The sequence below is a fragment of the Geomonas terrae genome (assembly GCF_004791675.1).
GTDB lineage: Bacteria > Desulfobacterota > Desulfuromonadia > Geobacterales > Geobacteraceae > Geomonas > Geomonas edaphica.
In genome coordinates this window covers 859,217-884,705 of the sequence record NZ_SRSC01000001.1, presented here as the reverse complement: position 1 = coordinate 884,705, position 25,489 = coordinate 859,217, and the positions used below count along the sequence as shown (strand labels likewise).

The 25,489-nt window shown below is 57.0% G+C and carries 23 protein-coding genes; 19 read left to right on the top strand and 4 right to left on the bottom strand.

Annotated elements, in window-relative coordinates; all coding sequences use genetic code 11:
- The first annotated feature begins 21 nt into the window (after positions 1–21).
- From E4633_RS03710 to E4633_RS03635, 16 genes are all read left to right on the top strand, one after another.
- On the top strand, positions 22–1,392 hold the full coding sequence (locus E4633_RS03710; protein WP_246037885.1) for a TnsD family Tn7-like transposition protein: 1,371 nt from the start codon (positions 22–24) through the stop codon (positions 1,390–1,392).
- Positions 1,393–1,666: 274 nt separating this feature from the next.
- Entirely contained in the window at positions 1,667–2,419 is a 753-nt protein-coding gene (locus E4633_RS03705) for a metallophosphoesterase (protein WP_135868908.1), read from the top strand.
- Between the two features lie 612 nt (positions 2,420–3,031).
- Complete coding sequence (locus tag E4633_RS03700) at positions 3,032–3,607, top strand: hypothetical protein (protein WP_135868907.1); 576 nt, start codon at positions 3,032–3,034, stop codon at positions 3,605–3,607.
- Positions 3,608–3,627: 20 nt separating this feature from the next.
- The gene (locus E4633_RS03695) at positions 3,628–4,065 is read left to right on the top strand and encodes a hypothetical protein (RefSeq protein WP_135868906.1); all 438 of its coding nucleotides are present in this window, start codon (positions 3,628–3,630) and stop codon (positions 4,063–4,065) included.
- A gap of 95 nt (positions 4,066–4,160) precedes the next feature.
- Entirely contained in the window at positions 4,161–5,003 is an 843-nt protein-coding gene (locus E4633_RS03690; RefSeq protein WP_135868905.1) for a hypothetical protein, read from the top strand.
- A gap of 276 nt (positions 5,004–5,279) precedes the next feature.
- Positions 5,280–6,698, top strand: coding sequence for an SIR2 family protein (locus E4633_RS03685; RefSeq protein WP_135868904.1), 1,419 nt, complete (start codon positions 5,280–5,282; stop codon positions 6,696–6,698).
- Positions 6,695–8,932 carry an ATP-binding protein gene (locus tag E4633_RS03680; protein ID WP_135868903.1) on the top strand — a complete coding sequence of 746 codons (2,238 nt, stop codon included), beginning with the start codon at positions 6,695–6,697 and terminating at the stop codon, positions 8,930–8,932. The genes E4633_RS03685 and E4633_RS03680 overlap by 4 nt, the downstream gene beginning before the upstream one ends.
- A gap of 500 nt (positions 8,933–9,432) precedes the next feature.
- The gene (locus E4633_RS03675; RefSeq protein ID WP_135868902.1) at positions 9,433–10,128 is read left to right on the top strand and encodes a lysophospholipid acyltransferase family protein; all 696 of its coding nucleotides are present in this window, start codon (positions 9,433–9,435) and stop codon (positions 10,126–10,128) included.
- A complete protein-coding gene (locus E4633_RS03670; RefSeq protein WP_135868901.1) occupies positions 10,129–10,311 on the top strand; it encodes a hypothetical protein in 183 nt (60 codons plus the stop codon).
- A 26-nt stretch (positions 10,312–10,337) separates the two neighbouring features.
- The gene (locus tag E4633_RS03665; protein ID WP_135868900.1) at positions 10,338–10,754 is read left to right on the top strand and encodes a hypothetical protein; all 417 of its coding nucleotides are present in this window, start codon (positions 10,338–10,340) and stop codon (positions 10,752–10,754) included.
- A 293-nt stretch (positions 10,755–11,047) separates the two neighbouring features.
- Positions 11,048–12,724 carry a ribonuclease J gene (locus E4633_RS03660; protein ID WP_135868899.1) on the top strand — a complete coding sequence of 559 codons (1,677 nt, stop codon included), beginning with the start codon at positions 11,048–11,050 and terminating at the stop codon, positions 12,722–12,724.
- A gap of 197 nt (positions 12,725–12,921) precedes the next feature.
- Positions 12,922–15,243 (top strand): DNA translocase FtsK, encoded by a 2,322-nt coding sequence (locus tag E4633_RS03655; RefSeq protein WP_135868898.1) that lies wholly within the window; start codon positions 12,922–12,924, stop codon positions 15,241–15,243.
- Positions 15,244–15,290: 47 nt separating this feature from the next.
- A complete protein-coding gene (locus E4633_RS03650) occupies positions 15,291–15,857 on the top strand; it encodes a glycine cleavage system protein R (RefSeq protein WP_135868897.1) in 567 nt (188 codons plus the stop codon).
- Between the two features lie 7 nt (positions 15,858–15,864).
- Complete coding sequence (gene def / locus E4633_RS03645; protein WP_135868896.1) at positions 15,865–16,371, top strand: peptide deformylase; 507 nt, start codon at positions 15,865–15,867, stop codon at positions 16,369–16,371.
- 68 nt (positions 16,372–16,439) lie between these two features.
- A complete protein-coding gene (locus E4633_RS03640) occupies positions 16,440–17,156 on the top strand; it encodes a cytochrome c biogenesis protein (RefSeq protein WP_135868895.1) in 717 nt (238 codons plus the stop codon).
- A gap of 47 nt (positions 17,157–17,203) precedes the next feature.
- Positions 17,204–17,881: a cytochrome c biogenesis protein ResB gene (locus tag E4633_RS03635; RefSeq protein WP_135868894.1), complete on the top strand. Its 678-nt coding sequence runs from the start codon at positions 17,204–17,206 to the stop codon at positions 17,879–17,881.
- A gap of 34 nt (positions 17,882–17,915) precedes the next feature.
- On the opposite strand, the gene E4633_RS03630 is transcribed toward E4633_RS03635, so the two are convergent.
- Positions 17,916–18,497 carry a peptidylprolyl isomerase gene (locus E4633_RS03630; RefSeq protein ID WP_135868893.1) on the bottom strand — a complete coding sequence of 194 codons (582 nt, stop codon included), beginning with the start codon at positions 18,495–18,497 and terminating at the stop codon, positions 17,916–17,918.
- Between the two features lie 159 nt (positions 18,498–18,656).
- Here E4633_RS03630 and E4633_RS03625 point away from each other — a divergent pair, with 159 nt between their 5' ends.
- The 3 genes from E4633_RS03625 (at position 18,657) to E4633_RS03615 (ending at position 21,267) form a co-directional block, all read left to right on the top strand.
- The gene (locus E4633_RS03625) at positions 18,657–20,066 is read left to right on the top strand and encodes a phosphoglucomutase/phosphomannomutase family protein (protein WP_135868892.1); all 1,410 of its coding nucleotides are present in this window, start codon (positions 18,657–18,659) and stop codon (positions 20,064–20,066) included.
- Positions 20,067–20,161: 95 nt separating this feature from the next.
- Positions 20,162–20,653 carry a roadblock/LC7 domain-containing protein gene (locus E4633_RS03620; RefSeq protein ID WP_135868891.1) on the top strand — a complete coding sequence of 164 codons (492 nt, stop codon included), beginning with the start codon at positions 20,162–20,164 and terminating at the stop codon, positions 20,651–20,653.
- A 26-nt stretch (positions 20,654–20,679) separates the two neighbouring features.
- Positions 20,680–21,267 carry a GTP-binding protein gene (locus E4633_RS03615; RefSeq protein WP_135868890.1) on the top strand — a complete coding sequence of 196 codons (588 nt, stop codon included), beginning with the start codon at positions 20,680–20,682 and terminating at the stop codon, positions 21,265–21,267.
- 199 nt (positions 21,268–21,466) lie between these two features.
- On the opposite strand, the gene uvrC is transcribed toward E4633_RS03615, so the two are convergent.
- From uvrC to E4633_RS03600, 3 genes are all read right to left on the bottom strand, one after another.
- Entirely contained in the window at positions 21,467–23,302 is a 1,836-nt protein-coding gene (uvrC, locus tag E4633_RS03610) for an excinuclease ABC subunit UvrC (RefSeq protein ID WP_135868889.1), read from the bottom strand.
- A 181-nt stretch (positions 23,303–23,483) separates the two neighbouring features.
- Complete coding sequence (locus E4633_RS03605) at positions 23,484–24,068, bottom strand: RNA recognition motif domain-containing protein (RefSeq protein ID WP_135868888.1); 585 nt, start codon at positions 24,066–24,068, stop codon at positions 23,484–23,486.
- Between the two features lie 81 nt (positions 24,069–24,149).
- The gene (locus E4633_RS03600; RefSeq protein ID WP_135868887.1) at positions 24,150–25,352 is read right to left on the bottom strand and encodes a Tll0287-like domain-containing protein; all 1,203 of its coding nucleotides are present in this window, start codon (positions 25,350–25,352) and stop codon (positions 24,150–24,152) included.
- Positions 25,353–25,489: the final 137 nt, after the last annotated feature.

The following is a 25,489-nucleotide window of genomic DNA, read 5'->3' as shown; positions in this document are numbered from 1 at the left end:
CTTAAAGGAGTTCCCTTATTGATGGCCGGCCGATGCCTCTGTGACGAAGGCATATTGCCGTTGCGTGCAGATACGAAGCTGCCGGTAGTAAAGGAACCCCTCGTCTGGTTAGCACAGCAGAGTGCTTTCATGGTCAACTCCTCTGGCACCGCCTGCAGGAATATCAGGGAAAGTTTGCGTCAGGCTTCATTGGAGCGGGGATGGGGGCGGGGGTGCCTGCTGGATCATATAAAGCTTGCGCACGGAGTCGAAAACCGCTTTGGGCGTGAAGCTCTTGAATGGTTAGGGGTGCCCGTGTGGACCGACGGACAGCCGGCGGTATGGATTCGTCGACTCCTTAACGGCCAACTGCAAGGTCAGAAACGAAGCCCGTCCATTCATTTCCTGCTTGTCTTGGGGGCATTATACGAATCTGTCGAAATCTTTGAGCAAAGCATCCTCTATGGTGCTACTTCACGTACGTTCACGTCACCCTCCATCTCGGGGTCTGCTTACCCTCCGTGGGGTGAAGAATTTTTTCGTCTACTGAAGTCGGCAGAATGCGGTCTGCCGGGAATTTCAAAACGTATCGGCGTGCCGGTGTATAAACTTGTTGAAGAAGCACGTCGACGTCACTGGCGCGTCATTCTTTCACGGCAGACTAGGAAGAAGGTCGGTGATCAAACCGTAATCGCCGTAAAAGAGGATCTGCGACAAGGAATTGAGAAGATAACCATCATGCGGCGATATGGTTGCAGCGAGTGGGCCCTGACCCTGATCGAGTTGGATGAGCCCGGGCTCAACGACCGCTATTGGAATTCTGCTAGGATGCGAACTAGAGAAAAGAATCGCCGTCGCTTACGGGAATACCTTGCAATTCATCCGTCGGCGACGAGGTCCGATATCTTGAGAGACCTTTCGGGGGTGTATGACGCATTAGTTACCAATGATAAAGAATGGTTTTTTGAGCACATTCCCAAAAAAAGCGTTACACGGACCGTGTGCTGCAAAGCCAGGGTTGACTGGGACGCGCTAGATAACCAGAAACAGTTAGAGGTTCAAAACATTATCGAACAGATGTTGGCAACAGGTGCTAAGCCTGTGCAAGTGACAGCGACAGCAGTATTGAAGAAGGCACAGTTACTATCAAAGTACAACAATAACCCACGTAAATTCGAACTTGTACGACAGGTTCTCCAGACCCGCTGTGAAGGGCACTCCGAATTTCTGCAACGTCGTGTTGCTTGGGCGGTTGGACAGATGGCTTCTAAAGCCGAACCTATTTCTGTCAACAAACTCCGCAGGCTTGCAGGGGTTCCTGCGCACATTGTGAGAAAGCATAAGCAGTTGGTGATAGACGTCGCCGGTGGGTTGAGTGCCATAATCAACGGCAGGTCATTTTTTTCACAGTGATTTAAAAAGATGACCAATGAGGCAGTCAGTTTCAGCATTGACTGCCAATCAGTGGGAAAAATAGCATGTATTTTCAACAAAATAGCCAGCACTTTCGAAATGCTCCCAAGCGTTACGACGAGGGCTCTCACAGCCTGACGAAGCACACTGCAAAGAATCTCGTGCTGTCCTGTTCTGAGAGCTAGTGCAGCTGTTAATCGACATTCTCATGCCTAATGAGACATTTACCTAATAATGAAAGTGCTAAAGGTTGGTACAAACCTGCACAAAAGATATGGCTATAATCACGACTGACATACATGGTGACCCCACTGTAGCCAGATTGTTCCTCAGCTTCCGGCCAACTGAGTTGCATATCTGCCTAGGGGACGTTGTGGATAGCAGAATTCACCGCCCCTCCTTTGAAAAAGAAGCAGAATGCCTTGACCTTCTTCTCAAGTCTGACTCTATTCTTTTGTGGGGCAATCATGACTTGGCTTACCTTCCGGAGCGTCCTTGGAAGTGTTATGGTAGTTTCGGGGAAGTAGCTTTCCAGAAACAGTTCGACGCGGCCCGGGACCGCCTCCTGGCAGCCTATTCCATCGACGGGTGGCTTTGTACTCATGCAGGCGTCTCACCAAAGGTTGGCCGCTTTCTTGTCAAAGAGGTAGGGACAACCGACCAGGCAACCGTTGCGGATTGGATCAACACGGAGTTTAAAAGGGAGCTCCAAACCCGGCTTCCTATCCATGGTCCGGACGAACTGCGATATGGGCACGGGCCTTTGTTCAAAATCCCAGTATGTCGTGGTGGAACGGATGAGTATGGAGGGATATTCTGGTTTGATGCATATGGTGAACAAACCCAACCAAGTCCTGCAGTTGGTCGGCAGATTTTTGGTCACACTCCAGTACCCTATCCAGAGAGAGGAACTAGCGCTGCCTTTGCGGACGGTCCTCCAGTTTCCTGGATTAATCTTAACGCCATAGAGGGCCATTGGATTTACGATACCCGACATGATGAGTTCATCGAACTAATCTCCACATAATGTACAGGACCGTCGTGCGGTTGCAGCAACCCGGCACCTTTCTTGAGATAATTAAGCCTTACATTCTTCATTAACTAGTAGCCTATTGCCCCCCCCCACACAAATGTTACGCGGAAAGTGTCCGAACTTCTTAGTCAATCGGCTTCCAAGAATGACCCTTGTCGGCGTCGAAAGTTGCCCGTTGCAACTTGATATCAAGCAGTTAAGAGCTGCAGGCGGTGAAAACCAATGTCACTGGTGTGTTGATGTTGCAATCCGATTCACATTTTGTTACCAAAACCGAGATATTTGCCATCTCTTATGCGCCTGGTTTGAACGCTTTCCATACTGCAACTGCTCTATTTTACAGTGACGCAGTTGGGATTTTAGAGTGTGGGAGCCACAATAGACGCACTACCTAGAAGGTGAGAATTCCTCTTCCTACTATATGGCTAGATGAAATTTTAGCCATTGACCACAATTAAAAAAGGTTATACCTTCGGTGCGTAAATGCTCATAACGATGACGTATTTGCTTGTATAGGCCTAAATATGGTAGTCGGACCGGCTTCAAAACCTTACCGGGCCAACTCCGGGCACGTTGGCCTGAGGATTTAGAGTGGAGGAAGTGCCATTGATAGACCTAAATGGATGGCCGCTGTTAAAACTAGCTTTAACAACTGGCGTCATTACGGCAATCATAAACCAGGCTATTAATTGGGTTCGTGAATACTATAAAGAAAAAGGTGTTAACACCCGTTGTTCAAGGTATTCAGCACTGCGCCTTGCTGTGATTCTAGAAGGATTTGCAATAAGTTGTGCAGATGATATTGCAGAGATGGACATGTATCGTCACTTTGGTGGTGAGGTCGGAAGAAAATCGAGGAAGCTTCCTCTTCTCGACCAATTTCCTGCTGACATTGATTGGCGAGTTCTAGATCCATCACTTTCCACCAAGGTGTTGAGTTTTCACAACGATTTAGCACTTGCACAACAGGTTATTGGTGGGACGTACGACATTGATCCTGAGTGCGGTCCTGACGCATGTCTTGATCAATTGGGGATTTGCGGCTATCGCGCTTGGGGAATTGCTGAGGCACTTCGAGAACGATACCAGTTCCCTCAGCACGATCCAAAAGAATTTTCCTGGGATGTTGTCGAATGTCTGAAAAATAAGTTTGACTCAGCCATCAACAAGAAAGGGAAATAGAATAGGGAATGAACTAAACTATGACTGATTCAGAAAAGACGTTGATGAGGGCATTCTTCCACAGCGCAGAAAAACTTTATGAAGCAAACATCGTGCGCTCCGACAAACTCCTAGGTGATATAGGGGAGTGGCTGTGTGTAAAACGTTATGGTTTAGTTCTAGAGCAAAGTGGTAGGCATCCTGGCTATGACGGCTTAATTGGTAATCGACGAGTCCAGGTCAAGGTCCATAACTCTCCCGAGGGCACAAACCTTAACGTTGGAGATCCAGAAAAGTATGACGAGCTTATTGTCATCCTTGGCCCCCGCAGTCGGCTACGACCCGGCAGTCGTAGCTTCACTTTTCATTTTTACAGATTTACTGCAGCAGAGGTTGAAGCGGATATGAAACGAAGCAGCGGATACTACTGTGCCAAAACCGTGCTTGCAGGAAAAGAATATGAGCATGTTGACATCTGAATAATATATATGAGGTGAACCACGTGTTATTTGATTAGTGAAATAACAGTGTAGCATTATCATGCTAAACTCAATAATTTGACAAGGGGTTAGGTTTGACATTAGCAATGGCTTGGGTTAGAAAGGGCGCAGGTGGGGTTGATGAGCTCGTAACCGTTTCGGATAGCAGATTAAATGGTGGTGGTCGTAATTTTGACTGTGTCCCTAAAATTTTACCCTTAAAACGTAATGATAGTATTATCTGTTTTGCTGGAGAGACAGATTTTGCATATCCACTAATGCTTCAGTTGTCATTAGCAATTGAAGGTCATTTTCCAGCCGTTAGCCGTGCAGTAGACATGACGAAGATTGCCGGGTTCACAATTCGAACCTTTAATCAAATGCTCAAGGAAATTGATCCATATGTTAAAGGACAGCATGTTCCCAAAACTGAATTTATTTTGGCAGGATATTCATGGCAGCAGAAATCCTTTAAAATCTGGCGTGTAATATATAACAAAGGGGTAAACCTCTTTGAATTAAAGCCATGTAGTGTTTGGCATGGTCCTTTCAAATCAATTGCCTTTGCCGGCGACTGGGCTAGGGAAGCCGAAAAACAACTATATCGGTTGATGACAGACCGATACGGTGATATCCGCATTTTGAAAGAAGGCTGCTTGGATATGGAGCCTTTTGAAGTTTTACGTAATATTTTAAGGGCAGGCAAACGACATGATACCGTTGGTGGAGCACCTCAAATGGTTAAGGTCTATTGCTACCCAAATGCACGTCCAGTGGGAATCTTCTGGCCAGATCGTGCAGCAGAACGAGTCTATTTGTTAGGCAGACAACTCCTCTTAGAGGAAAAAAATATCGATTTTTGGCAGCTAAATCCAGACACTTTAGACGTTGAGCATCCTCTACATAGTCGCACCGCTACAGGCGCTGGTGCTGCCTGATCTTGGTAGGATACATACTTTAATCTGGAATCCGGAATTTGCCCCTTCGATGTCGTGATAACAGCAGGCTGTGGCTGAGAGGTGGGTAAATATTGAACGCAGATTCGCAACCGAGGTCATAAGTTCAGCGAGAAATAACTGGATTGACTTGCTAAAGAGTTGAAATAAGTATGAATTTAAGGGCAGACAGCTGGCGAGTATGTCCTCTGCTGCAGCAGTGAAACTTTGATGCTGTGATGGCCTAGTTTTATGTGTTTTACGCAAGAGGAGGCAGAAATGAGTGTGCTTGGCAAAACAGACCAAATCTTAAAATGCCGAGAGGATCATGTTCCACTTTATTTCAAAGAGATTGCAGACGCTGAGGGAGATGGCAAAGCATATCAGTTATTTGACAAGTCCAAATGCTCCTGGTTGAAAAACTCTGACAAAGTTGGCATAGATCAGTTCCATTCACGGATCGAACCGTGGCTGACGGCCTTGTTCCAGTCTGAACATTTTTCTTTACTGATTGGCTCTGGTCTGACGCACGCTGTCCATCATCTCGCTACGGGCAAAGCTCTTCCTGGAATGGCCGAAGCTGAGTTCGCTGTATTTAATGACGAAATTAAGGCGGCTGCCGGGCGGTCTGCGGAAGCTGCTGGACGTGATGATTGGAACATCGAAGACCAGATCCGTACTGCGAATGAGTTGCTGGTAGGACTTGAGCATTTTTGCCCCGAAGGTTCTACTTGGGCGCATGCTGAAGCGTTACGCTCCTCAATGGCTGTTCTAAAGGCTGAAATCGCGAAAGTCCTGGGCGAATTTGCCGCTGACATTCTTAAAGGTGAAAGGGGCTTGGTTACCGTAGATAAGGCCGGTCGAGAAAAAGCGTTCAGCTATTTGGTAAATTTTATAATGAGCTTTGCTAGTCGCTCAGGTATACGGGACAGACTACAAATCTTCACCACCAACTATGATCGTGTTATCGAGGCCGGTGCCGATGTGGCAGGATTACACCTGTTGGATCGTTTTGTCGGATCGCTGACCCCCATCTTCCGTTCTTCCCGCTTGGACATCGATATGCACTATTGTCCGCCCGGCATACGTGGTGAACCGCGTTATTTAGAGGGCGTAGCTCGTTTCACCAAGTTACATGGATCATTGGATTGGGTCTATGCCGCTAACGAGATTCGTCGCATGGGCGTCCCGTTTGGAGCCGATGGTATTGGACAATACCTAAAGGTGCCAAGTTTGGGCGAGGCTGGTCCGATGCAGTTGATGATCTACCCCAACTCCGCTAAGGATAGGGAAACCTCTGCATATCCGTATGTTGAGCTATTCCGGGATTTTGCTGTTGCGGTTTGTCGCCCCAACAGCACGGTCGTAACTTACGGCTACAGTTTCGGTGATGAGCATATAAACAGAGTAATTGAAGACATGCTCACGATTCCATCCACCCATCTGGTAATAATTTCTCGTAGTGATCCGCTCGGGCGCATTATGAAGACATACAATAAGCTGTCCAGGCCCGACCAAATTACACTTCTGATCGGCTCTCACTTTGGTGATTTTCAAACGTTAGTGGATAATTATCTGCCGAAGTCAGCTATTGACCGAACAACCATCCGCATGGCAGATCTTCTTAAATCTCGTTATGGTTTTGAGCCCAAGGATGGCAAACCTTCTAATTCGGAGCCTTCTGAGGTGAAATCATGAGCCTCACGCCTTTCGAGAATGCCGAAGGGCTTCGCATCGGTTCCGTGGAGTTCGTCTCGCCAGACGAGATCAAGGTTGGGCTGGACATTGAGACACCGGATTCTATGGCCATGAATGCCGGGACTCCACGGGCTTTTCCTCGTGTCAATAGCTATGTACTGATTCCTAATGACACTGGATACCTTGTGGGACAAGTCGAGTGGCTGACAGTGGAACGATCTGCGTTCCCTAAACGCAGAGGTCTGCAGGATTTCGGCCTTATTGATTTGCCTTATCCGTTACGAAAGATGAGCCTAAATCCTCTCGGTACTTTAAGGCGCGGGAAAAAAGACCTGTACAAATTTCAGCGTGGGGCAGAGGCTTTTCCGACCATCGGTGATGGAGTTTTCCTTCCAACAGACAAGCAACTAAGGTCGATAGTCGAGTCTGGTGATAAACGGTACATCAAAATCGGAACTAGCCCGCTTGCAGGCAATGCAGAAGTTCGCATTGACCCTGATCGGCTTTTCGGGCGTCATCTAGCCGTCCTCGGGAACACTGGCAGTGGCAAATCATGTTCTGTGGCTGGCCTTATCCGGTGGTCGCTGGAGGAAGCTCAGGTCCATGCAGCCTCAAGACCCAATGCCCGCTTTGTTGTCTTAGACCCAAACGGGGAGTACACCCGAGCATTTACTGATCCAACAATCAAGGCAAGAGTTTTCAGGGTTTCTCCAAGTGAGGGGGAATTTCAATTACAGGTCCCACTCTGGTTTTGGAACAGTTCAGAGTGGTGCTCCTTTACTCAAGCTAGCGCGAAAGCTCAGCGTCCAGTACTTCAGCAGGCGCTTAGAATGCGTCGCAATGCTGCCCCATCAGGAGGCAATAGTACCCCAAATAATAGCTTGGTTATCTATTTACAAGGAGTGCAGTCCTCGCTGACCCAGGAAGTAGCCAATAATGCGCCCTTTGCTACAACAAAAGATGGTAAATATTGGTCTTTTTTAGAGTTGTTGAAATGTATATCTGGATCATTAGCAGGTTTGGTCGCCAAAACACCAGCACTGTCAGAATTCATCACTCCGGTATCTGATATTGTCAAGGACTTGATCGATAACAAGTGTAAAAATGACAGAGGATACAATAAGCCTTTTCAGTACGGAGATATAGAGGATGTGATACTGGTTGTAAAGGAACAAATAGAAAGACTAGGAGGACATAAGACAAACTGCTTGTATATCAACGAGGATGTTCCGATCCCATTTTCGGAGGATGATTTCCTTATTGATCTTGATTTTCTTGCCACTAACAGTGGCAATCGTCAATGGTTCGATTTCTTTTTGGCCAGAATCAGGACAATGCTTACGGATACTCGCATGGGCACTATTATGGGAGGTGATCCTGGCATTACCTTGGTAGAGTGGTTAAACAATTATATTGGATCAAACAAGGCGGAGAATGGTTGTATCACAATCATTGATCTTTCACTTGTTCCATCTGAAGTTATTCATATTACAACTGCAGTTATTGCGCGAATGACTTTTGAGGCGTTACAACGTTATCGCAAGATAAATGGAGTTGCCTTGCCAACAGTTTTGGTGATGGAAGAAGCCCATACCTTTATTAAACAATATAAAGAATACTCAGAAAGCCAGGATGCAGCATCCGTATGCTGCCAGGTTTTTGAACGAATCGCTCGTGAGGGAAGGAAATTCGGTCTAGGACTAGTATTATCCTCCCAACGACCTTCCGAACTGTCTCAGACCGTTCTCTCCCAATGCAACTCGTTCCTCCTACACCGTATTAGCAATGACCGGGATCAAGATTTGGTGCATCGCTTTGTTCCTGACAACTTAAAAGGGTTGCTGCGCGAATTGCCATCTCTTCCCTCGCAAAATGCCATACTACTCGGCTGGGCGTCAGAACTGCCCGTGATGGTTAAGATGAATGAGCTTCCCCAAAAGCACCGACCACACTCTGATGATCCAGATTTCTGGGACACATGGTCAGGGGCAAGTAAGCCACCTAGAAATGTAGATTGGAAAGAAGTAGCTGCGGAGTGGCAAGAAGAAAAGTTGACAAGGAAGAAATGTATACATTGCGATTGCTACCTTACTGAAGGTGAAGCCTCCTTTAGCTATGAAAAGGTTGAGGGGGGCGATTTTATATGCAAGACGTGCTTAGGAGACTACTCGGATTGTCCTAATTGTGGTTGTAAAACCCAAAATACCGACAAGTGCGATAATTGCAGAGGTTAAGAGGTCTTGGACAGTAAAAAGAGCGGTGAATGGTTCAGGGGCCCTGACGCGGTGTGGATCGGTTTCGAATTTTGCTCCAGTTCGGCGTCCAAGGGTGACCCACCCCCTGCGGAATATTGAGTCGTCCAAAATTTCGGGGGGCTCAAAATGCCTTTACCATGAATTCCGAGTGACATTAGCAACACAATCTATTGTGAAAAAAGCCCCGCGGGTCTGATACCCAGCGGGGCTTTCTTAATAAAAATTACCTATGTAAAAAGTTGCCAAAAAGTCTGCCGCTGCGAAAAATGTTTGTCACTGTCGTGGTGAGTTGCCGAGAGCGACAAACACTTTTAACAAATTACCTTTTGCTAACGTATTGAAATTGGACACTGCAGAGCGACAAAAACTTTTAGCAGTTCACATTTGCGTTTTGAATTGGGGAAGTGTATAGAAATCACGCCCTCATGGCAAGCGATATTGTTTGACTCTCATCGTAAAAAAAAGTAACGTAACCGGTCATGCTGAGAGCCCGTATCTACCTTCTTTTCTTCGTTCCGTACACGTTGTTATGCAGCCTCGCTGCCGTGATCGGCGGCCTGTTCGATGCTTCCGGCCGGGTGGGTCACGCCTGCGCGAGGGTCTGGAGCCTGGTCTCGCTCCCGATGGCCGGGATCAAGGTCGAAGTGGAGGGGCTGGAAATGGTCCCGACCGAGGGGCCGGTCATCTACATGGGGAACCACCAGGGCAACTTCGACATCCTCGCCCTGACCCGCGCCATCCCGCGCCTGTTCTCCTGGGTCGCCAAGGAGGAACTCTTCCGGGTGCCGGTCTTCGGCGCCGCGATGCGCCGGGCCGGGTACATCCCGCTTGACCGCAGCGACGGCAGGAAGGCGCTGAAGAGCATGAAACAGGCGGCGCAGCGCATCGCCTCGGGTGCAAGTGTTGTCATCTTCCCGGAGGGGACCCGCACGAAGGACGGTGCGCTCCTTCCCTTCAAACGCGGCGCCTTCATGCTGGCGGTGCGCGCCGGGGTTCCCATCGTCCCCTTCACCATCAATGGCAGCAGGGCCATCAACCCGCGCAACCGGATCGAGCTGCGCCCCGGCACCATCAGGGTCAGCTTCGGCGCACCGATCGAGGTCGCCGGCGTCGCCGAGGCCGAGCTCCTGGAACGGGTGCGCGCGGCGATCGCGGCAAAGCTGGAGGTTGACTAGATGTCGATCGTTTACCTCTTACCGGCCCTCTTCGGCGTCGCGCTCATCTTCTGGGGACTGCCGGCCGCACACCGGCTGCGCTCCCCCTTGAACGTCCTCGCGGCGGCGGCCGTGCTTTTGGGCGTGGCGCTCCTCCTTCTGGGGACGCTCCTCACCGTGGCCCCGAACTTCTTCCGTGCATGACGCGATAGGGACGTAACAGGAACGACATGGATAAGGTCAAGACCATAGCAATAAACGTAGCGGTAGTCGTCGCCATCTCCCTTGCCCTCCTCTGGGGGAACACCCTGTACCGGCAGTACGTGCAGTTTGACAAGGGGGAAAAGGCTCTGCTCGCCGGGGACTTCACCGCCGCGGTGGCCGGGTACGAGGCGGCCATCCACATGTACACCCCGGGAAGCTCGGTGGTGCCGCGTGCCGCGCAGAAACTGTGGGATCTCGGCCAGATGGCCGAGGGACGTCACGACACGGCGCGGGCGCTCATCGCCTACCGCGCCCTGAGGAGCTCTTTTTACGCCGTGGCCGGCTCCTACGCTCCGGGACAGGACTGGATCGCGCGCTGCGATGCCCGCATCGCGGACCTCGTGCTGCAGCAGAAGGGGCGGCCGGGGCCTTCTGGGAATTAATAACGGGTTTAGGTAACCGAAGCGGCTACCACGGCTAAATCCCCCCTGTCCCCCCTTCGCAAAAGCGCTACGGGGGGCAGGCTCCCCCTTCGCAAAGGGGGGGACGTTTGGGCTCACGCAGCGCTTCGTGGCAGATGTACTCAAGTTCCCCGGCTCTGAAAAACCTTCGCGAGGGGCGGGAATAAGAGATCTTTCCGATATCAATCCCTGCAAGGGCGCTGGGCGGTCGTGAAGAACGGACAGCGGACGGCAGACGGATCAGCGGGGACAGGCGTCCCCGGCAAGGGAGTACTTTGGAAGCAACCAGTATCGAGAGTACCGGCCTGAAGTTCGTGGCGCTCGGAGGACTCGGCGAGATCGGCCTGAACATGGCGGCCTTCGAGTACGGCGAGGACATCGTCATCGTCGACTGCGGCCTCATGTTCCCGGAGCCGTACATGCTGGGGATCGACGTCGTCATCCCGGACATCGGCTACCTCATGGAGCGGGCCGACCGCATCCGGGCCATCCTGCTCACGCACGGCCACGAGGACCACATCGGCGCGCTCCCCTACGTGCTGAGGGACATCAATCCCCCCATCTACGGCACCGCCCTCACCCTCGGCTTCGTGAAGGAAAAGCTCAAGGAGTTCGAGCTGGACGAGAAGGTCGACCTTCGCGTGGTGAAGCCCAGGGACGTGATCGAACTTGGAGATTTCATCGTCGAGTTCATCCGCGTCGCCCACTCCACGGTGGACGGCTGCGCCCTGGCCCTTACCTGTCCCGAGGGGGTGGTGATCCACACCGGCGACTTCAAGCTCGACCAGACCCCGGTGGATGGCGAGCTGACCGATCTCCCCACCTTCGCCCGTTACGGGCAGGCCGGGGTCTTGGCCCTCTTCGCCGACTCCACCAACATCGAGCGCGAGGGGTACACGCTCTCCGAGCGGGTGGTGGGTGAGGCCTTCGACGAGATCTTCCCGAGCTGCGCGGGTCGCGTGATCGTCGCGGCCTTCTCGAGCAACATCCACCGCGTGCAGCAGGTGGTGGACGCGGCACGAAAGAGCGGCCGGAAGGTGCTTTTGAACGGCCGTTCCATGATCGCCAACGTGCAGATCGCACGCGAGCTCGGCTACCTGAGAGTCCCCGACGACGTCCTGATGGATCTGAAGGAGCTCCCGAGGCTCCCTAAGGAGCAGGTCTGCATGATCACCACCGGGAGCCAGGGGGAGCCAAGGAGCTCGCTCATCCGCATCGCGATGGACGACCACAAGCAGATCAAGCTGGAGCGGGGCGACACGGTCATCCTCTCCTCGCGCTTCATCCCGGGGAACGAGAAGACCATCTCGGACCTGATGAACCACCTGTACCGGCGCGGCGCCGAGGTGATCCACGAGAAGGTCTCCGAGGTGCACGTCTCGGGGCACGCAAGCCAGGAGGAGCTGAAGCTTCTGCACAACCTGGTGAAGCCCCGCTTCTTCGTGCCGGTGCACGGCGAGTACCGACATCTCGTGAAGCACGCCCAGCTGGCCCAAAAGGTCGGCACCCCGGAGGAGCGCTGCATCCTCGCCGTGAACGGCGACGTGGTGCTCTTCTCGGGTGACGAGGCGGCGGTCGTGGACCACGTGAACACGGGCCGTGTTTTCGTGGACGGCAAGGGGGTCGGCGACGTCGGCAACGTGGTCTTGAAGGACAGGAAGCATCTCTCCGAGGACGGCATGGTGGTGGTCATCGTCGGCATCAACCAGGTGAGCGGCGAGATCATCTACGGCCCGGACATCGTGTCGCGTGGCTTCATCTTTGAGGATGAGAGCCAGCAGTACCTGGACGAGGCGAAGAAGGTGGTGCTGGACACGCTCGCCCTGGTGAGCAGCGAGGCGCTCACCGACTGGAGCGAGGTGAAACTCGAGGTGCGCCGTGTGCTGCGCCGTTTCTTCAACAAGACCATAGAGAGGCGGCCGGTGATCCTGCCGCTTGTTCTGGAGATGTAAGGAGTCTTTCCCCTCGCCCTCTGGGAGAGGGGCAGGGGTGAGGGCGTCGCCACGGGCAATGCCACCCCTTCGTGGCAACTCCCTCATCCGCCCCTTCGGGGCACCTTCTCCCGTGGGGAGAAGGGATAGACTGCCGGTAGTTTCGTGAACAGTTTCTCCGATTTTCTCCGTGCCTCCATGACAAATAGGTTTTGACTATGACGACTGAAGAGAAGATCGAAAAGAAGGAAAAGGTTACCAAGGAAGTGAAGGGGATGGCCTTCGGCGCCGCCGGGATCTTCCTGTTCGTGGCGCTCGCCTCCTACCACGGCGAGGACCTCTCCTTCAACAGCGTCTCCACGCTCACCCAGACCCGGAACCTCGGGGGGCGCTTCGGGGCCGAGCTGGCGGACTGCTTCCTGCAGCTCTTCGGCCTTGCCTCCTACATCTTCCCCTGCAACCTGATCTACCTCGCCTACCGCTCCTTCACCTCGGACCCGGTCCGCTGGCGGCGCTACAAGGCCGTAGGCTTCGTCCTGCTGGTGGTCTCGGTCGCGGGGCTTTTCGCCTTCAACCTGCAGTTCACCGAGTTCCTGGGGCAGCGCGTTCCGACCGGCGGCTTCATCGGCTTCCAGAGTACCGCCCTTTTGAAGCGTGCCTTCGGCACGGTCGGCGCGCTCCTCATCCTCCTCCCGATGCTGGCGGCGAGCGCCATGTTACTTTCGCGCTTCTCCTTCGTCCTCTTCGCCAACTGGTGGATGACGGCGCTGAAGGATAGCTGGGAAAAGAGCAAGCAGCGCCGGGCACTCGCGCGCGAGCTCGCCTCGGAGAAGGAAAAGGACGAAAAGCCCAGGCAGCACGCGGCACCGGTCATCAAGCCCGCCGTGGTGCCGCCGCCGGTTCCCGCGCCGGTGGCCAAGAAGGAAAAGAAGAGGGACGAGAAGAAGAGCGAGCCGGTGCAGGAGGCCTTCGATTTCATCAAGGCCGAAGGGGACTTCAAGACCCCGCCGCTTTCCCTGCTCGATCCTCCGCCCGAGGGGGCGAAGCGCCAGGACAAGGAAACCCTCACCATGAACGCGCGGCTCATGGAGAAGAAGCTGAAGGACTTCGGCGTGGAAGGGGAGGTGGTGGAGATCTGCCCCGGCCCGGTCATCACCATGTACGAATTCTCCCCCGGCCCCGGCATCAAGGTGAGCCGCATCGCCGGCCTGCAGGACGACCTGACCATGGCGCTGCAGGCGCACTCTATCCGCATCGTGGCCCCGATCCCGGGCAAGGGGGTCGTCGGCATCGAGCTCCCGAACCGGGAGCGCGATATGGTGTCGCTGCGCGAGATCTTCAACTCGGAGCAGTTCCACAAAGGGAAGATGAAGCTCCCGATGGCGCTCGGCAAGGACATCGCCGGCACGCCGCTCGTTACCGACTTGGCCAAGATGCCGCACCTCCTGGTCGCCGGCGCCACCGGTTCCGGTAAATCGGTCGCCATCAACACCATGATCCTGTCGCTTCTGTACACCTCGACTCCCAACGACGTCAGGATCATCATGGTCGATCCGAAGATGCTGGAACTCTCGGTCTACGAGGGTATCCCGCACCTCCTGCTCCCGGTGGTCACCAACCCCAAGAAGGCGGCTCTCGCGCTCAAGTGGGCCGTCGAGGAGATGGGGCGGCGCTACCGCCTCATGTCGGACAAGGGGGTCAGGAATATCGATTCCTACAACCGCGAGCTGGAGCGGCAGGAGAAGGAAGAGGCCGAGAACCGCGCGCGCGAGACCGTCGTGGTCGAGGAGATCGAGGAGGCCGATCACCTGGATGACCCGGAGGACATGGAGGCGCGCGAGGCGGCGATCCAGGCTTTCCTGGCCAAGGAAGAGCAGCTGGAACACGGCCACCTCCCCTACATCGTGGTCATCGTCGACGAGCTTGCCGACCTGATGATGGTGGCCGGCCGCGAGATCGAGGAGTCCATTGCCCGTCTGGCCCAGATGGCACGTGCCGCCGGCATCCACCTGATCCTCGCCACCCAGCGCCCGTCGGTCGATGTCATCACCGGCCTCATCAAGGCAAACTTCCCGGCCAGGATCTCCTTCCAGGTCTCCTCCAAGATCGACTCTCGCACCATCCTGGACTGCAACGGCGCCGAGTCGCTTCTGGGCGCGGGCGACATGCTCTTCCTCCCGCCGGGGACCTCGAAGATGATCCGCTCCCACGGCGCCTTCGTCTCCGACGCCGAGGTGCAACGCGTGGTCGAGTTCCTGAAGAAGCAGGGGAAACCGGTCTACGAGAAGTCGATCCTGGAGATGAAGGCTAGCGACGAGAAGGGAGGGGGCGACGAGGACGAGGATATCGACGAGCGCTACGACGACGCCCTGGCCCTGGTGGCCGAGGCGAAGCAGGCCTCGATCTCCATGATCCAGCGCCGCCTGAGGATCGGCTACAACCGCGCCGCCCGCATCATCGAGAAGATGGAGCAGGAAGGGGTGATCGGCCCCTCCGACGGCACCAGCAAGCCCCGCGAAGTTTTCATCAACAAGATTTAGCAGGGGACCGGCTCCGCAGGTGCCTGTCCCCCTAACAAGGAGGCCCAATGAACCTTTGTCGCAAGCCCAACCTGGCTCATTTCGCCATCACCATCATCGGCAAGGACCGCACCGGCATCGTGGCGGACACCTCCGAGGTGTTGTACAAGCTCGGCTGCAATGTCGAGGACTCCAGCTGCACCATGCTGGGGGGCGAGTTTGCCATGATCCTGATCGTCGCCCACGAGAAGCCCTTCTCCAAGAAGAAGCTCGAGGAGGAGTTCGCCCTCAAGACCGCGGGAACCGGCCTTTCCGCCTTCGTCCGCGCGCTGAAGGATGACGAGGTCTGCTACCAGGGGCCGGAAGGGGAGCTCTGCCTCATCTCGGTCTACGGCTCGGACAAGACGGGCATCGTCTACCGCGTCACCCGCGAACTTGCCGACCGTGGCGTGAGCATCACCGACCTCAACACGAAGTTGATCGGCAAGCCCACGGACCCGGTCTACGTGCTCGTGCTCGAGGCCGCGCTCCCGCAGGGGCTCACGGTGGAGGATGCTTCCGCCCTCCTGGAAAAACTGAAAAAGGAGTTGAGCGTAGAGATCTCGGTCCGTCTCATAACACCGGTCTCCCTCTGATCTTTATATGGCAGTCAAAGAGATAGTAACCTACCCCGATCCCATTCTGAAGCAGGTCTGCGCCCCGGTGCAGGCCATAGACGATGAGGTCAAAAAGCTCATCGAAGACCTGGTGGACACCATGCACGCCGGACCCGGTTCGGTCGGCGTCGCCGCGCCGCAGATCGGCGTGTCGATGCGGGTCTGCGTGATCGACGTCTCCAAGAACCGGCACGGCAAGGAGAACAACCACGGCCTGTTGCTGATGATCAACCCGGAGATCGTCGCGAAAAGCGGCGCCGCCGTGATGAGGGAAGGGTGCATGAGCGTCCCGGACTACACCGGCGACGTCGAGCGCGCCACCGAGCTCACCTTGCGTTTCACCGAGCCTGACGGCAACGTGCGCGAATTCGACGCCTCCGGTTTCGAGGCGGTCGCCATCCAGCACGAGATGGATCACCTGGACGGCTTTTTGTTCCTGGACCGCATCGCCTCGCTGAAGACCGGCCTGTTCAGACGCAAGAATTACAAATAGAGCGCGCCCCCTCCCTAACCCTCCCCCTCCGGGGGAGGGGATGTTAACGGCCAGCTTCTGGATCTTCTATGAAACCGCTTCTCATAACATCGGCGCTGCTCTTCGCCGCGTCGGTCCGGCGCCCGGTCTTCGTGGCGGCGCTTGCCTGCAGCCTCGCTTATCTTGCATCGCGCGGCGTGGCGCTCGGGCGTCTGCCGCTCATCGGGCCGCAGGACACCCTTGCCTTCTTCTCCGGCTCGGTCGGCCTCATGGCGCTCCCCTTCATCTATGACCGCCGGCTCTCCGGAGTGCGCTGGTTTTGCTGGGGATGCGGGGGGCTCGCGGCGCTCTTCGCCGTACTGGCACTTCCCTTCCCGACACTGAACATGCCGCTTCCCCCCGTACTCGATACCTACTGGTTTGAGCTGCACGTGGCGCTCGCCTTCTTCGCCTATGCCCTGTTCGGCATTGCGGCGCTGCTTGGGGGGCTGTTTCTGCGCGGCGCTGGGAGGCCGGTGCTCGATCTGCAGTACCGGGCGGCGCTGGTCGGGTACAGCTTTTTCTCGCTATCCATGGTCTGCGGCGGCATCTGGGGGTATTACGCCTGGGGCACCTACTGGCTCTGGACCGCGAAGGAACTCTGGACCTCGATTCTCTGGATGTTCTACTCGCTCTACCTGCACCTGCGCCTGAAGGGACCGGCATGGGAGCGCGGCTTTGCCTGGCTCGGGATCGCGGGCTTCGCCATCACGCTCTTCACCTACCTCGGCGTCAGCATGCTCATGCGGAGCTCGCACAGCTTTTAGTCGGACGTCGGACCAGTCGGACTGGTCAGACAAAGAGGGAAATAGCCTTGCTGAAAAAACTCTACGCCACCTTCTGCTCGCTGAACTTAGGCCTCTGGCTCATGACCGGCGTCATGGTCACGCTGGCCATAGGCTCCTTCTCGAAGGCGAGTTCCGAGGGGGGCGGATTGAACGACATGCCGCTTCTTTTCTGGCTGCAGAGGGCACCGCTTGGCTACTCCTGGTGGCTCTGGCTCTGCATCGCCTGCATCGCGGTCCTTTTCGTGAACGCGCTCGTCTGCTCCATCGACGCCCTCAGGAAAAAGGGGCGCAGCGTGGCGCCGCACCTCATGCACGCGGGCTTCCTGCTCATCGTCCTTGCCCACCTGCTCTCTGCCTACGGCGGTTTCAAGCAACAGCTGCAGCTCCCCCAGGGGGATTCCTTCGGGTTCCCGGACGGCGAGCGGGTCGTGGTGGAGCGGATCACCGGCGAGGTCGGGCCGATGGGGATGATGAGCGGCTACCGCGCCGACCTGCGGACGGCGGACGGGGTGCACGGCGTGCAGCCGAATCAGCCCCTTTTCCACAAGGGATACGGCATCTACATAAAGGACGTGGCGCTAAGCCCTGTGCCGGTGGCGCTCTTCGAGGTGCACCGGGAGCCCGGGGCGCTGGCTGCATTCGTGGGGGCTTTGCTTTTTACCGTGGGGAACTTGATGCTGCTCGCGCAGCGCAGGGGGAGATGAAACGGAAAGGGGCGCCTTGCGGCGCCCCTTTTGATTACTTGACCACCTTCATGTCCTTGATCACCATCGGTTGCACAGGGACGTCCGGCATGCCGTTCGAACCGATTCCGGTCCTCGTCGCGGCGATCTTGTCGACCACGTCCATCCCCTCGACGACCTTGCCGAAGACGGCGTAGCCGTAACCCATCGGGCCGGCCATGGGGCGGTGGTTCAGGAAGTCGTTGTTCACCACGTTGATGAAGAACTGGGCGGTGGCCGAATCGACCACGTTGGTGCGCGCCATGGCGAGGGTGCCGCGCTCGTTCTTGAGCCCGTTGGCGGCCTCGTTCTTGATCGGCGCCTTGGTCTGCTTCTGCTCGAGGTCCTGGGTGAAGCCGCCCCCCTGGATCATGAACCCGGGGATGACGCGGTGGAAGATGGTCCCCTTGTAGAAGCCGCTCTTCGCGTAGTCGAGGAAGTTCTTGACGGAGATCGGCGCCTCTTTCTGGAACAGCTCGACCTTCACGTTCCCCTGGTTGGTCTCGATGAGCACTACGGGGTTCTTCGCTTCAGCTGCCATGGCACCGCCGGCGAGAAAAAGCCCGAGCACCAACGCATGGATGAATCTCTTCAGCATGTTTTCGTACCTCCTCTGGGATTGGAAAATGGTGGCATCCTTATAAGCCAATAACCGGCGCCGGTCAACCCTTCCCGGTTGATTAGGACAAGTTAAATGTTGACAGATCGGGCGGCGCCATGGAAAATGCGCAGTCATTAATATAAAGGGAGGATTCTCTTGCAGATACAATTCGGCACTGACGGTTGGCGCGGCGTGATCGCGGACACCTTCACCTTCGAAAACCTGTCACTGGTGGCGCAGGCGACCATGGACTACATGCACCGGGAGGGGCTTGCCGAGAAGGGGCTGGTGATCGGCTACGACCGCCGTTTCCTCTCCAGGGAGTTTGCCGAGCGCGTAGCGGCGATAGCCGCCGGCAACGGCATCAAGACCTGGCTTGCCCAAGGCTACACACCCACCCCCGCACTTTCCTGGGCCGTGCACGAGAAAAAAGCCGGCGTAGGGGTCATGATCACCGCGAGCCACAATCCCCCGCGTTACAACGGCTTCAAGGTTAAAGAGTCGTTCGGCGGCTCCGCACGTCCCTCGACCACCAAGGTTCTGGAACAGATGGTTGCGGAAAACCTCGCCGCGGCGCGCCCGGTGCGGGCAACGACGCTTGCCGAGGCGCTGGCTGCGGGACAGGTGGAGCAGTTCGATGCCGTCGCCCCTTACCTTGTCCAACTCGGGCGCTACGTCGACCTGGAACTGATCCGCTCCTCCGGCATCAAGGCCGTGGTCGACCCCATGTTCGGCGCGGGATGCGGCGTGCTCCCCATCCTCGTCCCGGGCGTTGAAGAAATCCACGGCATCGAGAACCCCTCCTTCGGTGGACACCCCCCCGAACCGATCGCCGAGCACCTGGGCGAACTGGCCGCGCTGGTGCAGGGAGGCGCCTTCCAGGTCGGCCTCGCGCTGGACGGCGACGCGGACCGGATCGGCGCCGTCGACGAGACCGGAGAATTCTTCTCGTCGCACCGCATCTTCACCGTTTTGCTGCGCCACCTCTACGAGAGGAAAGGGCTGCGCGGCGGCGTGGTGAAGACGGTATCCACGACGCAGATGATCGACCTTTTGGCCCGGAAATACGACCTGCAGCTCTTCGAAACCCAGATCGGCTTCAAGCACATCTGCGAGATGATGCTCGACAACGACATCCTGATGGGGGGCGAGGAGTCCGGCGGCCTCGGCGTGAAAGGGCACATACCGGAGCGTGACGGCATCCTGATGGCGCTTCTGCTGCTCGAGGCGATGGCGATGAGCGGCAAGGGGCTGCGTGCGCTCCTCGAGGAGACGATGAACGAGATCGGGCACTTCCACTACTCGCGCATCGATCTACCGATCGAGGCCGCGGCGAAGCAGGCGCTGCTGCAGAAGATGCAGACGGGAGAGATCACCAGCATCGCCGGTTTCGACGTGGCAGGGCGCAATTTCAGCGACGGTTTCAAGTTCATCTTCGAGGACGGCGCCTGGCTGCTCATCCGTCCTTCCGGGACCGAGCCGGTGCTTAGGCTCTACAGCGAGGCGGGTGATCCCGCCAAGGTGGCGCTGCTTCTGGACGCGGCGAAAGGTATTGCGAGCGTGTAAGGGGCGGTTATCGCTCAGGCAATTACCTTGAAATGGCTGAACGCTTCTGTTATAGATAAGCTTCGCATCAACAGTACCTGACCAAGGAGCCATTCATGTCGAATCCTCAGTTGATTATGTACGATGAGGAATTCAAACAGATAAACGTAGTGCTTGAGAAGCTGCTGCGCGAAGCCAACGCCAAAGTCATCTTCCTGGTCGACAAGAACGGCCAGTTGATTACCGGCTGCGGTGAGACAGAGCGCTTTGACACTACCTCGCTCGCTTCGCTCACCGCAGGCAACATAGCGGCGACCGGTGGCCTCGCCAAGCTGATCGGCGAGAAGGAGTTCTCCATCCTCTTCCACGAGGGTGAGAAGGACAACCTGCACATCTCCATCGTGGCGGGAAGGGTGATCCTGGTGGTGCTCTTCGATACCAGATCCTCTCTGGGGCTCGTCAGGCTGAGGGTGAAGAAGGCGTCGGAGGAACTGACCTCTATCTTCACCAAGCTTTTGGAGAAGAGCGAGGAGAAGGAGAAGAGCGGCGACAGCGAGTTCCCCTTCGCCGAAATCACCGACGACGATATCGACAACCTGTTTAGCTAGGCAGTAACTATAAGAGGTAAAGCCGGATGTCTTTCATCAACTACGCTTCTCGAGAAATCAACTGCAAGATCGTCTATTACGGCCCGGGTCTCTGCGGCAAGACGACGAACCTGCAGTACGTTTACCAGAAGACCGCCGCCGACGCGAAAGGGAAGATGATCAGTCTTGCGACCGAGACCGAGCGCACCCTTTTCTTCGATTTTCTTCCCCTCGCCCTGGGCGAGATCCGCGGTTTCAAAACCCGCTTCCATCTGTACACCGTCCCCGGGCAGGTCTTCTACGACGCGTCGAGAAAGCTGATCCTGAAGGGTGTGGACGGCGTCGTGTTCGTCGCCGATTCACAGGAAGAGAGGATGGACGCCAACATCGAGAGCGTCGAGAACCTGCGCATCAACCTGATCGAGCAGGGGTACGATCTGGACAAGATCCCCTACGTGGTCCAGTACAACAAGCGCGACCTCCCGAACGTGGTGAGCGTGGATGAGCTGCGCCGCGAGCTGAACCCGACCGGCGTGCCCGAATTCGAGGCCTGCGCCACCACCGGCGAGGGGGTCTTCGAGACGCTGAAGGCGATCGCCAAGCTGATCCTGTTCGACCTGAAGAAAGGGAAGTAGGCAGCGCCGCCGGGACGGCGGTTGTGAGATAAAGAGAAGGGGGCGCCGGATAAACCGGCGCCCCCTTCGTGTTTGTGGTGTTCTCCCCTCGCCCAATGGGAGAGGGGAGGGGGCGAGGGCAGTGGCACAGGCAGATTCTCTCTCCGTGGCGTGACCCTCACCCGGCCTACGGCCACCCTCTCCCGGAGGGAAAAGGGATCTAGGCCTGCGTTTCCCCCTGATGTAAATGTTCCCACAGCGCCCTGGCGGCGCTCTCGGTCATCCCAGGTGCGGCGACAAGCTGATCCAGCGTCGCTCCCTGCACCCCTTTTAAACTTCCGAAGTGCTTCAAGAGCGCCTTCTTCCTCTTCGCGCCGATCCCCGGCACCTGATCCAATTCCGAACCGGTCATGATCTTGCTGCGGACCGCCTTGTGGTAGGTGACCGCGAAGCGGTGCGCCTCGTCGCGGATGCGCGCCAGGAGCAAGAGCGGCGCGGAACTCTGCCTGAGCACTATCGGGTTCTTCCTCCCGGGGCGGAACACCCGCTCGTCGCTCTTCGAGATCTCCTCGCTTTCCATGTCCCTGAAGGTGCGACTCTTGGCGAGGCCGGCGGCCTCGACCCCGGAAACGCCCAACTCGTCGAGCACCGCGTTCAGTACGCCCAACTGCCCTAAACCACCGTCCACCACGATGAGATCGGGCTGTTCCTCGGTGGTCTCCGCCTTGAAACGACGCGAAAGCACCTCGCGCATCATGGCGAAGTCGTCGGACTGCAGCACCCCCTTGATCCGGTAGCGCCGGTACAGGTTCTTGTGGGCCTTGCCGTCGATGAAGACGACGCGGCTCCCCACCGCCATCTCCCCCTGGATATTGGAGATGTCGTAGCATTCGATCCTTTTGGGGGGACGGGTGAGGTGCAGCTTCTCGGCGAGTTCGCTCAGCAGCGTCTCGGACGAGCTCTCCTTTGCCAGTCGCTCCTTGGCCGCAGTCTCGGCGTTCTTCTGCGCGAGCTTCACCATCTCCAGCTTGGGGCCGCGCTGCGGCGCCGCTATGCTCACCTTCTTCCCAGCCTTCTCGGAAAGGAGCTCCTCGAGCGGGCCCGGCTCGGGTATCGCCAGCGGGATCAGCACCTGGGGCGGGATCGGCGCGTCCAGGGCGTAGTACTCGTTCAGGAACGAAGCGAGCCCTTCCTCGACCTCCATCTCCCACTCGAAGAGGAAGCTGCGCCCGCCGGTGACGGTGCCGCCGCGGATGTGCAGGAGGGCGATCTGCATCCGGTCCCCGTCGCGGTGCAGGCCGAAGACGTCGCTGTCGCCACCGCGAGCCACCATTTTCTGGCGTTCCACGGTCACCTCGATGGCGCGCACCAAGTCACGGTAGCGGGCCGCGTCCTCGTAGCGCATCTCCTGGCTTGCCTGGTTCATCTTCGCGCGGTACAGGCGGGCGATCTCGGTGTTCTTCCCTTCGAGGAAGAGTGCTGCTCCTTCGGCGAGAGTCGCATAATCCTCCTTGCTGATCAGGCCGCAGCAGGGGGCGGAGCACTGCTTGATCTGGTGGTACAGGCAGGGGCGCTTTCTGGCCATGCAGGTCGCCAGCGGGTAGTGGCGCAGCGGGAACATCTTGTAGAGCTGCTTCAGCACCTCCTTCGCGGCGGTGGCGGAGGAATAGGGGCCGAAGTAGCGCGCACCGTCGGAAGGGATCTTGCGAACCAGCGAGAGGCGCGGGAAGTCTTCCTTCATGTCCATGCGCAGCGAGAAGTAGGTCTTGTCGTCGCGCAGGTTGATGTTGTACTTCGGGCGGTGTTGCTTGATCAGCGTGTTCTCGAGGATCAGCGCCTCTTTCTCGGTGTCGGTGACGAGGTAGTCGACTGTCTCGACCAGTTGCACCATGAAGCGTATGTGCACACGGGAGTCGCGGGTGTCCCCGACGTAGGCCCGGACGCGGTTTCTCAGGTTGCGCGCCTTGCCGACGTAGATGACGGTGCCGTCCGAGGTCTTCATGAGGTAGACGCCGGGGGAGGTGGGGAAGTTCTGGATCATCTCCTGGGTAATCATGTGGCGTAGTATAGACGGTTGCTGATTAGAAGGGAAGGTGGGACGTGCTGACGGGAGGGTATGCTCCTCCACCCGGAGGGGGGAGGTTGGGAGGGGGGAAGCCTTACGGCTCCCTCTTCCCCCTCCCCGGCCCTCCCCCTCCGGGGGAGGGAGAGCCTGAGAGAAGTCAGTGGAGTGGTGACTAGCGCTTCCCGGTCCTGTTGCAGGGCTTGGCGGCACCGCCGGGACGGGAGGTCGGCCTGCTCCCAGCGGGTTTGGAAGCACCGGCGGGTCTGGCCGCTCCTGCTTTGGCTGCGGCGGGTCTTGTCCCGGCTGGCTTGGCGGCGGCACCATGCGCCGATTTGGCTGCGGGCCTGGCTGCCGGTTTGGCTGCCGGTTTGGCTGCCGGTTTCGCAACCGGCTTAGCCGCCTCGGCTGCCGCTGCAGCCTTCTTCTCGGCTGCTTTCTTTTCTGCCGCCTCGACGCGCCACCTCGGGAGGGTCTTGGCGCCGCCACCGCCCGCCTTCATCTTCTGCGGATTGGCGTACGACACGGTGACCTTTTTGTCGAGGAGCCATGCGCCGTCCAGCGAGTCGATGGCGTCCTTCGCCTCCGCCTCGGTGGACATCCTCACGTAGCCGCATCCCTTGAACTGGCCGGTCGCCGGGTCGGTGATCAGGTGAATCGAGGTCACCGTGCCGGAGACGGAAAACAACTTATTGATTTCATATTCGGTGATATCGTAGGACAGGCTTCCCACGTAAAGTTCCTTGCCAGCTTTTGCCATGTAACGTTCTCTCCTTGATTTGGTCGGCACACTCTAGCACAACAGGCCCCGGCGCCGCAAAGTTTCTTTCGCATCGCCCGTTTAGGCGCCGTGTCGCTCCCTGAGGATGGCGGTGAAGAGCGGCTCCCGGTCGGCCTTTGACGCCGAAACGACCATCTCCACCTGGACGAGTTTCCCCCCCGCGCTCACCACCTGCTGCCTTGTGGTCTCCTCCGTGAATTCACCGGGCTGTTCGATCCGCTCCCTGAGCGCCGCCCCCTCTTCGAGGAAATCGTAAACCGACTCGCCGAGCAGCATCTGGCGGTTCCGGCCGAAGAGCGCCTCCGCCTTCTCGTTGGCGATGACGATCTTGCCGTCCTTCAGGAAGGTGATTACGGCCGAGGCGGCGACCTCGATGAAGCGGCGGTAACGCTCGTCGGCCTCCCGCGACTGAACGGTGCGGCGCGAGAGTTCGTCCATCATGTCGTTGAAGGCGCCGATCAGCATGCCGATTTCGTCGTGGGACTTCTGCGGGAGCTTTTCGTCGAAGAATCCGGTCCTGGTTACGTTGGTGATCGCGCCGGAGAGGAGGCGGACCGGTTCGATGATCAGGCGGCTCATGATGAAGCCCATGACGATGGTGACGATAAGGAAGACGGCGCCGCGCGCCATCATGTCCAGTTTGAAGTCGGCGCCGAGCTGGGCGTAAAGGTCTTTGATCGGCACGGTCACCGAGACGGCGCCGATCACCTCGCCCACCTTGTAGTTGTACGAATAGTGGCCGGGGGGGAAGCGTTTTCTGACGAAGTCCGGGGCGCTCTGGTAGCTGCCGTGGCACTCGAGGCAGGAGGCGGTGGCGCGCATCGGCAGCAGGTAGCGGAAGACGCTGGAGTCGCCGCTTTCCACGATGCCGTAGGTCTCGGTGGCAGGCTGGGTGATGAACTTGGTAAGTTGGGCGGTCTCGTAAGCGTCGGGGCGGTTTTCTGGGTTGCGGTAGCGCAAGGAGACCTGGCGCACGTAGAACTTGCTGTTCTGGGTGACCCGTCTGGCCACCTGGGTCGCGACCACCTGCGGCACGAGGCCGTAGTTGCGTTCCGGTTCGTCCTTCACGACCGACGACATGTACTCCCGTGTTTCAATCAGTTGGGTCGCGAGGCTGCGTGCGTTGTCCACTGCGAAGCGGAGGATGAACTCTTTCTGGCGTTGGTAGGTGAAGATGCCGGTGGCGAGGAGGAGGGCTATCAGAAGCAGCGACATGAGGCCGAAGAACTTGCTGCGGATGGACAAATCTGACGGGCGGGGCATGTATCCTCCTGAAATCCATGGCACTAAAGCCCCAAGTATAACGGAGGTGACGCGAACTGCAAAAAAAGCCCCATCCGCGGAGGGGCCGGACGGGGCAAAAAGAGTGTTTGTGGAGTTTTAACCTAGAACGTTGAACG

What these genes read in the sequence shown, in the direction of transcription:
- E4633_RS03710 (WP_246037885.1), top strand. Translation starts at nt 22, where the DNA reads ATGGCCGGCCGATGCCTCTGTGACGAAGGCATATTGCCGTTGCGTGCA.
- E4633_RS03705 (WP_135868908.1), top strand. Translation starts at nt 1,667, where the DNA reads ATGGCTATAATCACGACTGACATACATGGTGACCCCACTGTAGCCAGA.
- E4633_RS03695 (WP_135868906.1), top strand. Translation starts at nt 3,628, where the DNA reads ATGACTGATTCAGAAAAGACGTTGATGAGGGCATTCTTCCACAGCGCA.
- E4633_RS03685 (WP_135868904.1), top strand. Translation starts at nt 5,280, where the DNA reads ATGAGTGTGCTTGGCAAAACAGACCAAATCTTAAAATGCCGAGAGGAT.
- E4633_RS03680 (WP_135868903.1), top strand. Translation starts at nt 6,695, where the DNA reads ATGAGCCTCACGCCTTTCGAGAATGCCGAAGGGCTTCGCATCGGTTCC.
- E4633_RS03675 (WP_135868902.1), top strand. Translation starts at nt 9,433, where the DNA reads ATGCTGAGAGCCCGTATCTACCTTCTTTTCTTCGTTCCGTACACGTTG.
- E4633_RS03670 (WP_135868901.1), top strand. Translation starts at nt 10,129, where the DNA reads ATGTCGATCGTTTACCTCTTACCGGCCCTCTTCGGCGTCGCGCTCATC.
- E4633_RS03665 (WP_135868900.1), top strand. Translation starts at nt 10,338, where the DNA reads ATGGATAAGGTCAAGACCATAGCAATAAACGTAGCGGTAGTCGTCGCC.
- E4633_RS03655 (WP_135868898.1), top strand. Translation starts at nt 12,922, where the DNA reads ATGACGACTGAAGAGAAGATCGAAAAGAAGGAAAAGGTTACCAAGGAA.
- E4633_RS03650 (WP_135868897.1), top strand. Translation starts at nt 15,291, where the DNA reads ATGAACCTTTGTCGCAAGCCCAACCTGGCTCATTTCGCCATCACCATC.
- def (WP_135868896.1), top strand. Translation starts at nt 15,865, where the DNA reads ATGGCAGTCAAAGAGATAGTAACCTACCCCGATCCCATTCTGAAGCAG.
- E4633_RS03640 (WP_135868895.1), top strand. Translation starts at nt 16,440, where the DNA reads ATGAAACCGCTTCTCATAACATCGGCGCTGCTCTTCGCCGCGTCGGTC.
- E4633_RS03630 (WP_135868893.1), bottom strand. Translation starts at nt 18,497, where the DNA reads ATGCTGAAGAGATTCATCCATGCGTTGGTGCTCGGGCTTTTTCTCGCC.
- E4633_RS03620 (WP_135868891.1), top strand. Translation starts at nt 20,162, where the DNA reads ATGTCGAATCCTCAGTTGATTATGTACGATGAGGAATTCAAACAGATA.
- E4633_RS03615 (WP_135868890.1), top strand. Translation starts at nt 20,680, where the DNA reads ATGTCTTTCATCAACTACGCTTCTCGAGAAATCAACTGCAAGATCGTC.
- uvrC (WP_135868889.1), bottom strand. Translation starts at nt 23,302, where the DNA reads ATGATTACCCAGGAGATGATCCAGAACTTCCCCACCTCCCCCGGCGTC.
- E4633_RS03605 (WP_135868888.1), bottom strand. Translation starts at nt 24,068, where the DNA reads ATGGCAAAAGCTGGCAAGGAACTTTACGTGGGAAGCCTGTCCTACGAT.
- E4633_RS03600 (WP_135868887.1), bottom strand. Translation starts at nt 25,352, where the DNA reads ATGCCCCGCCCGTCAGATTTGTCCATCCGCAGCAAGTTCTTCGGCCTC.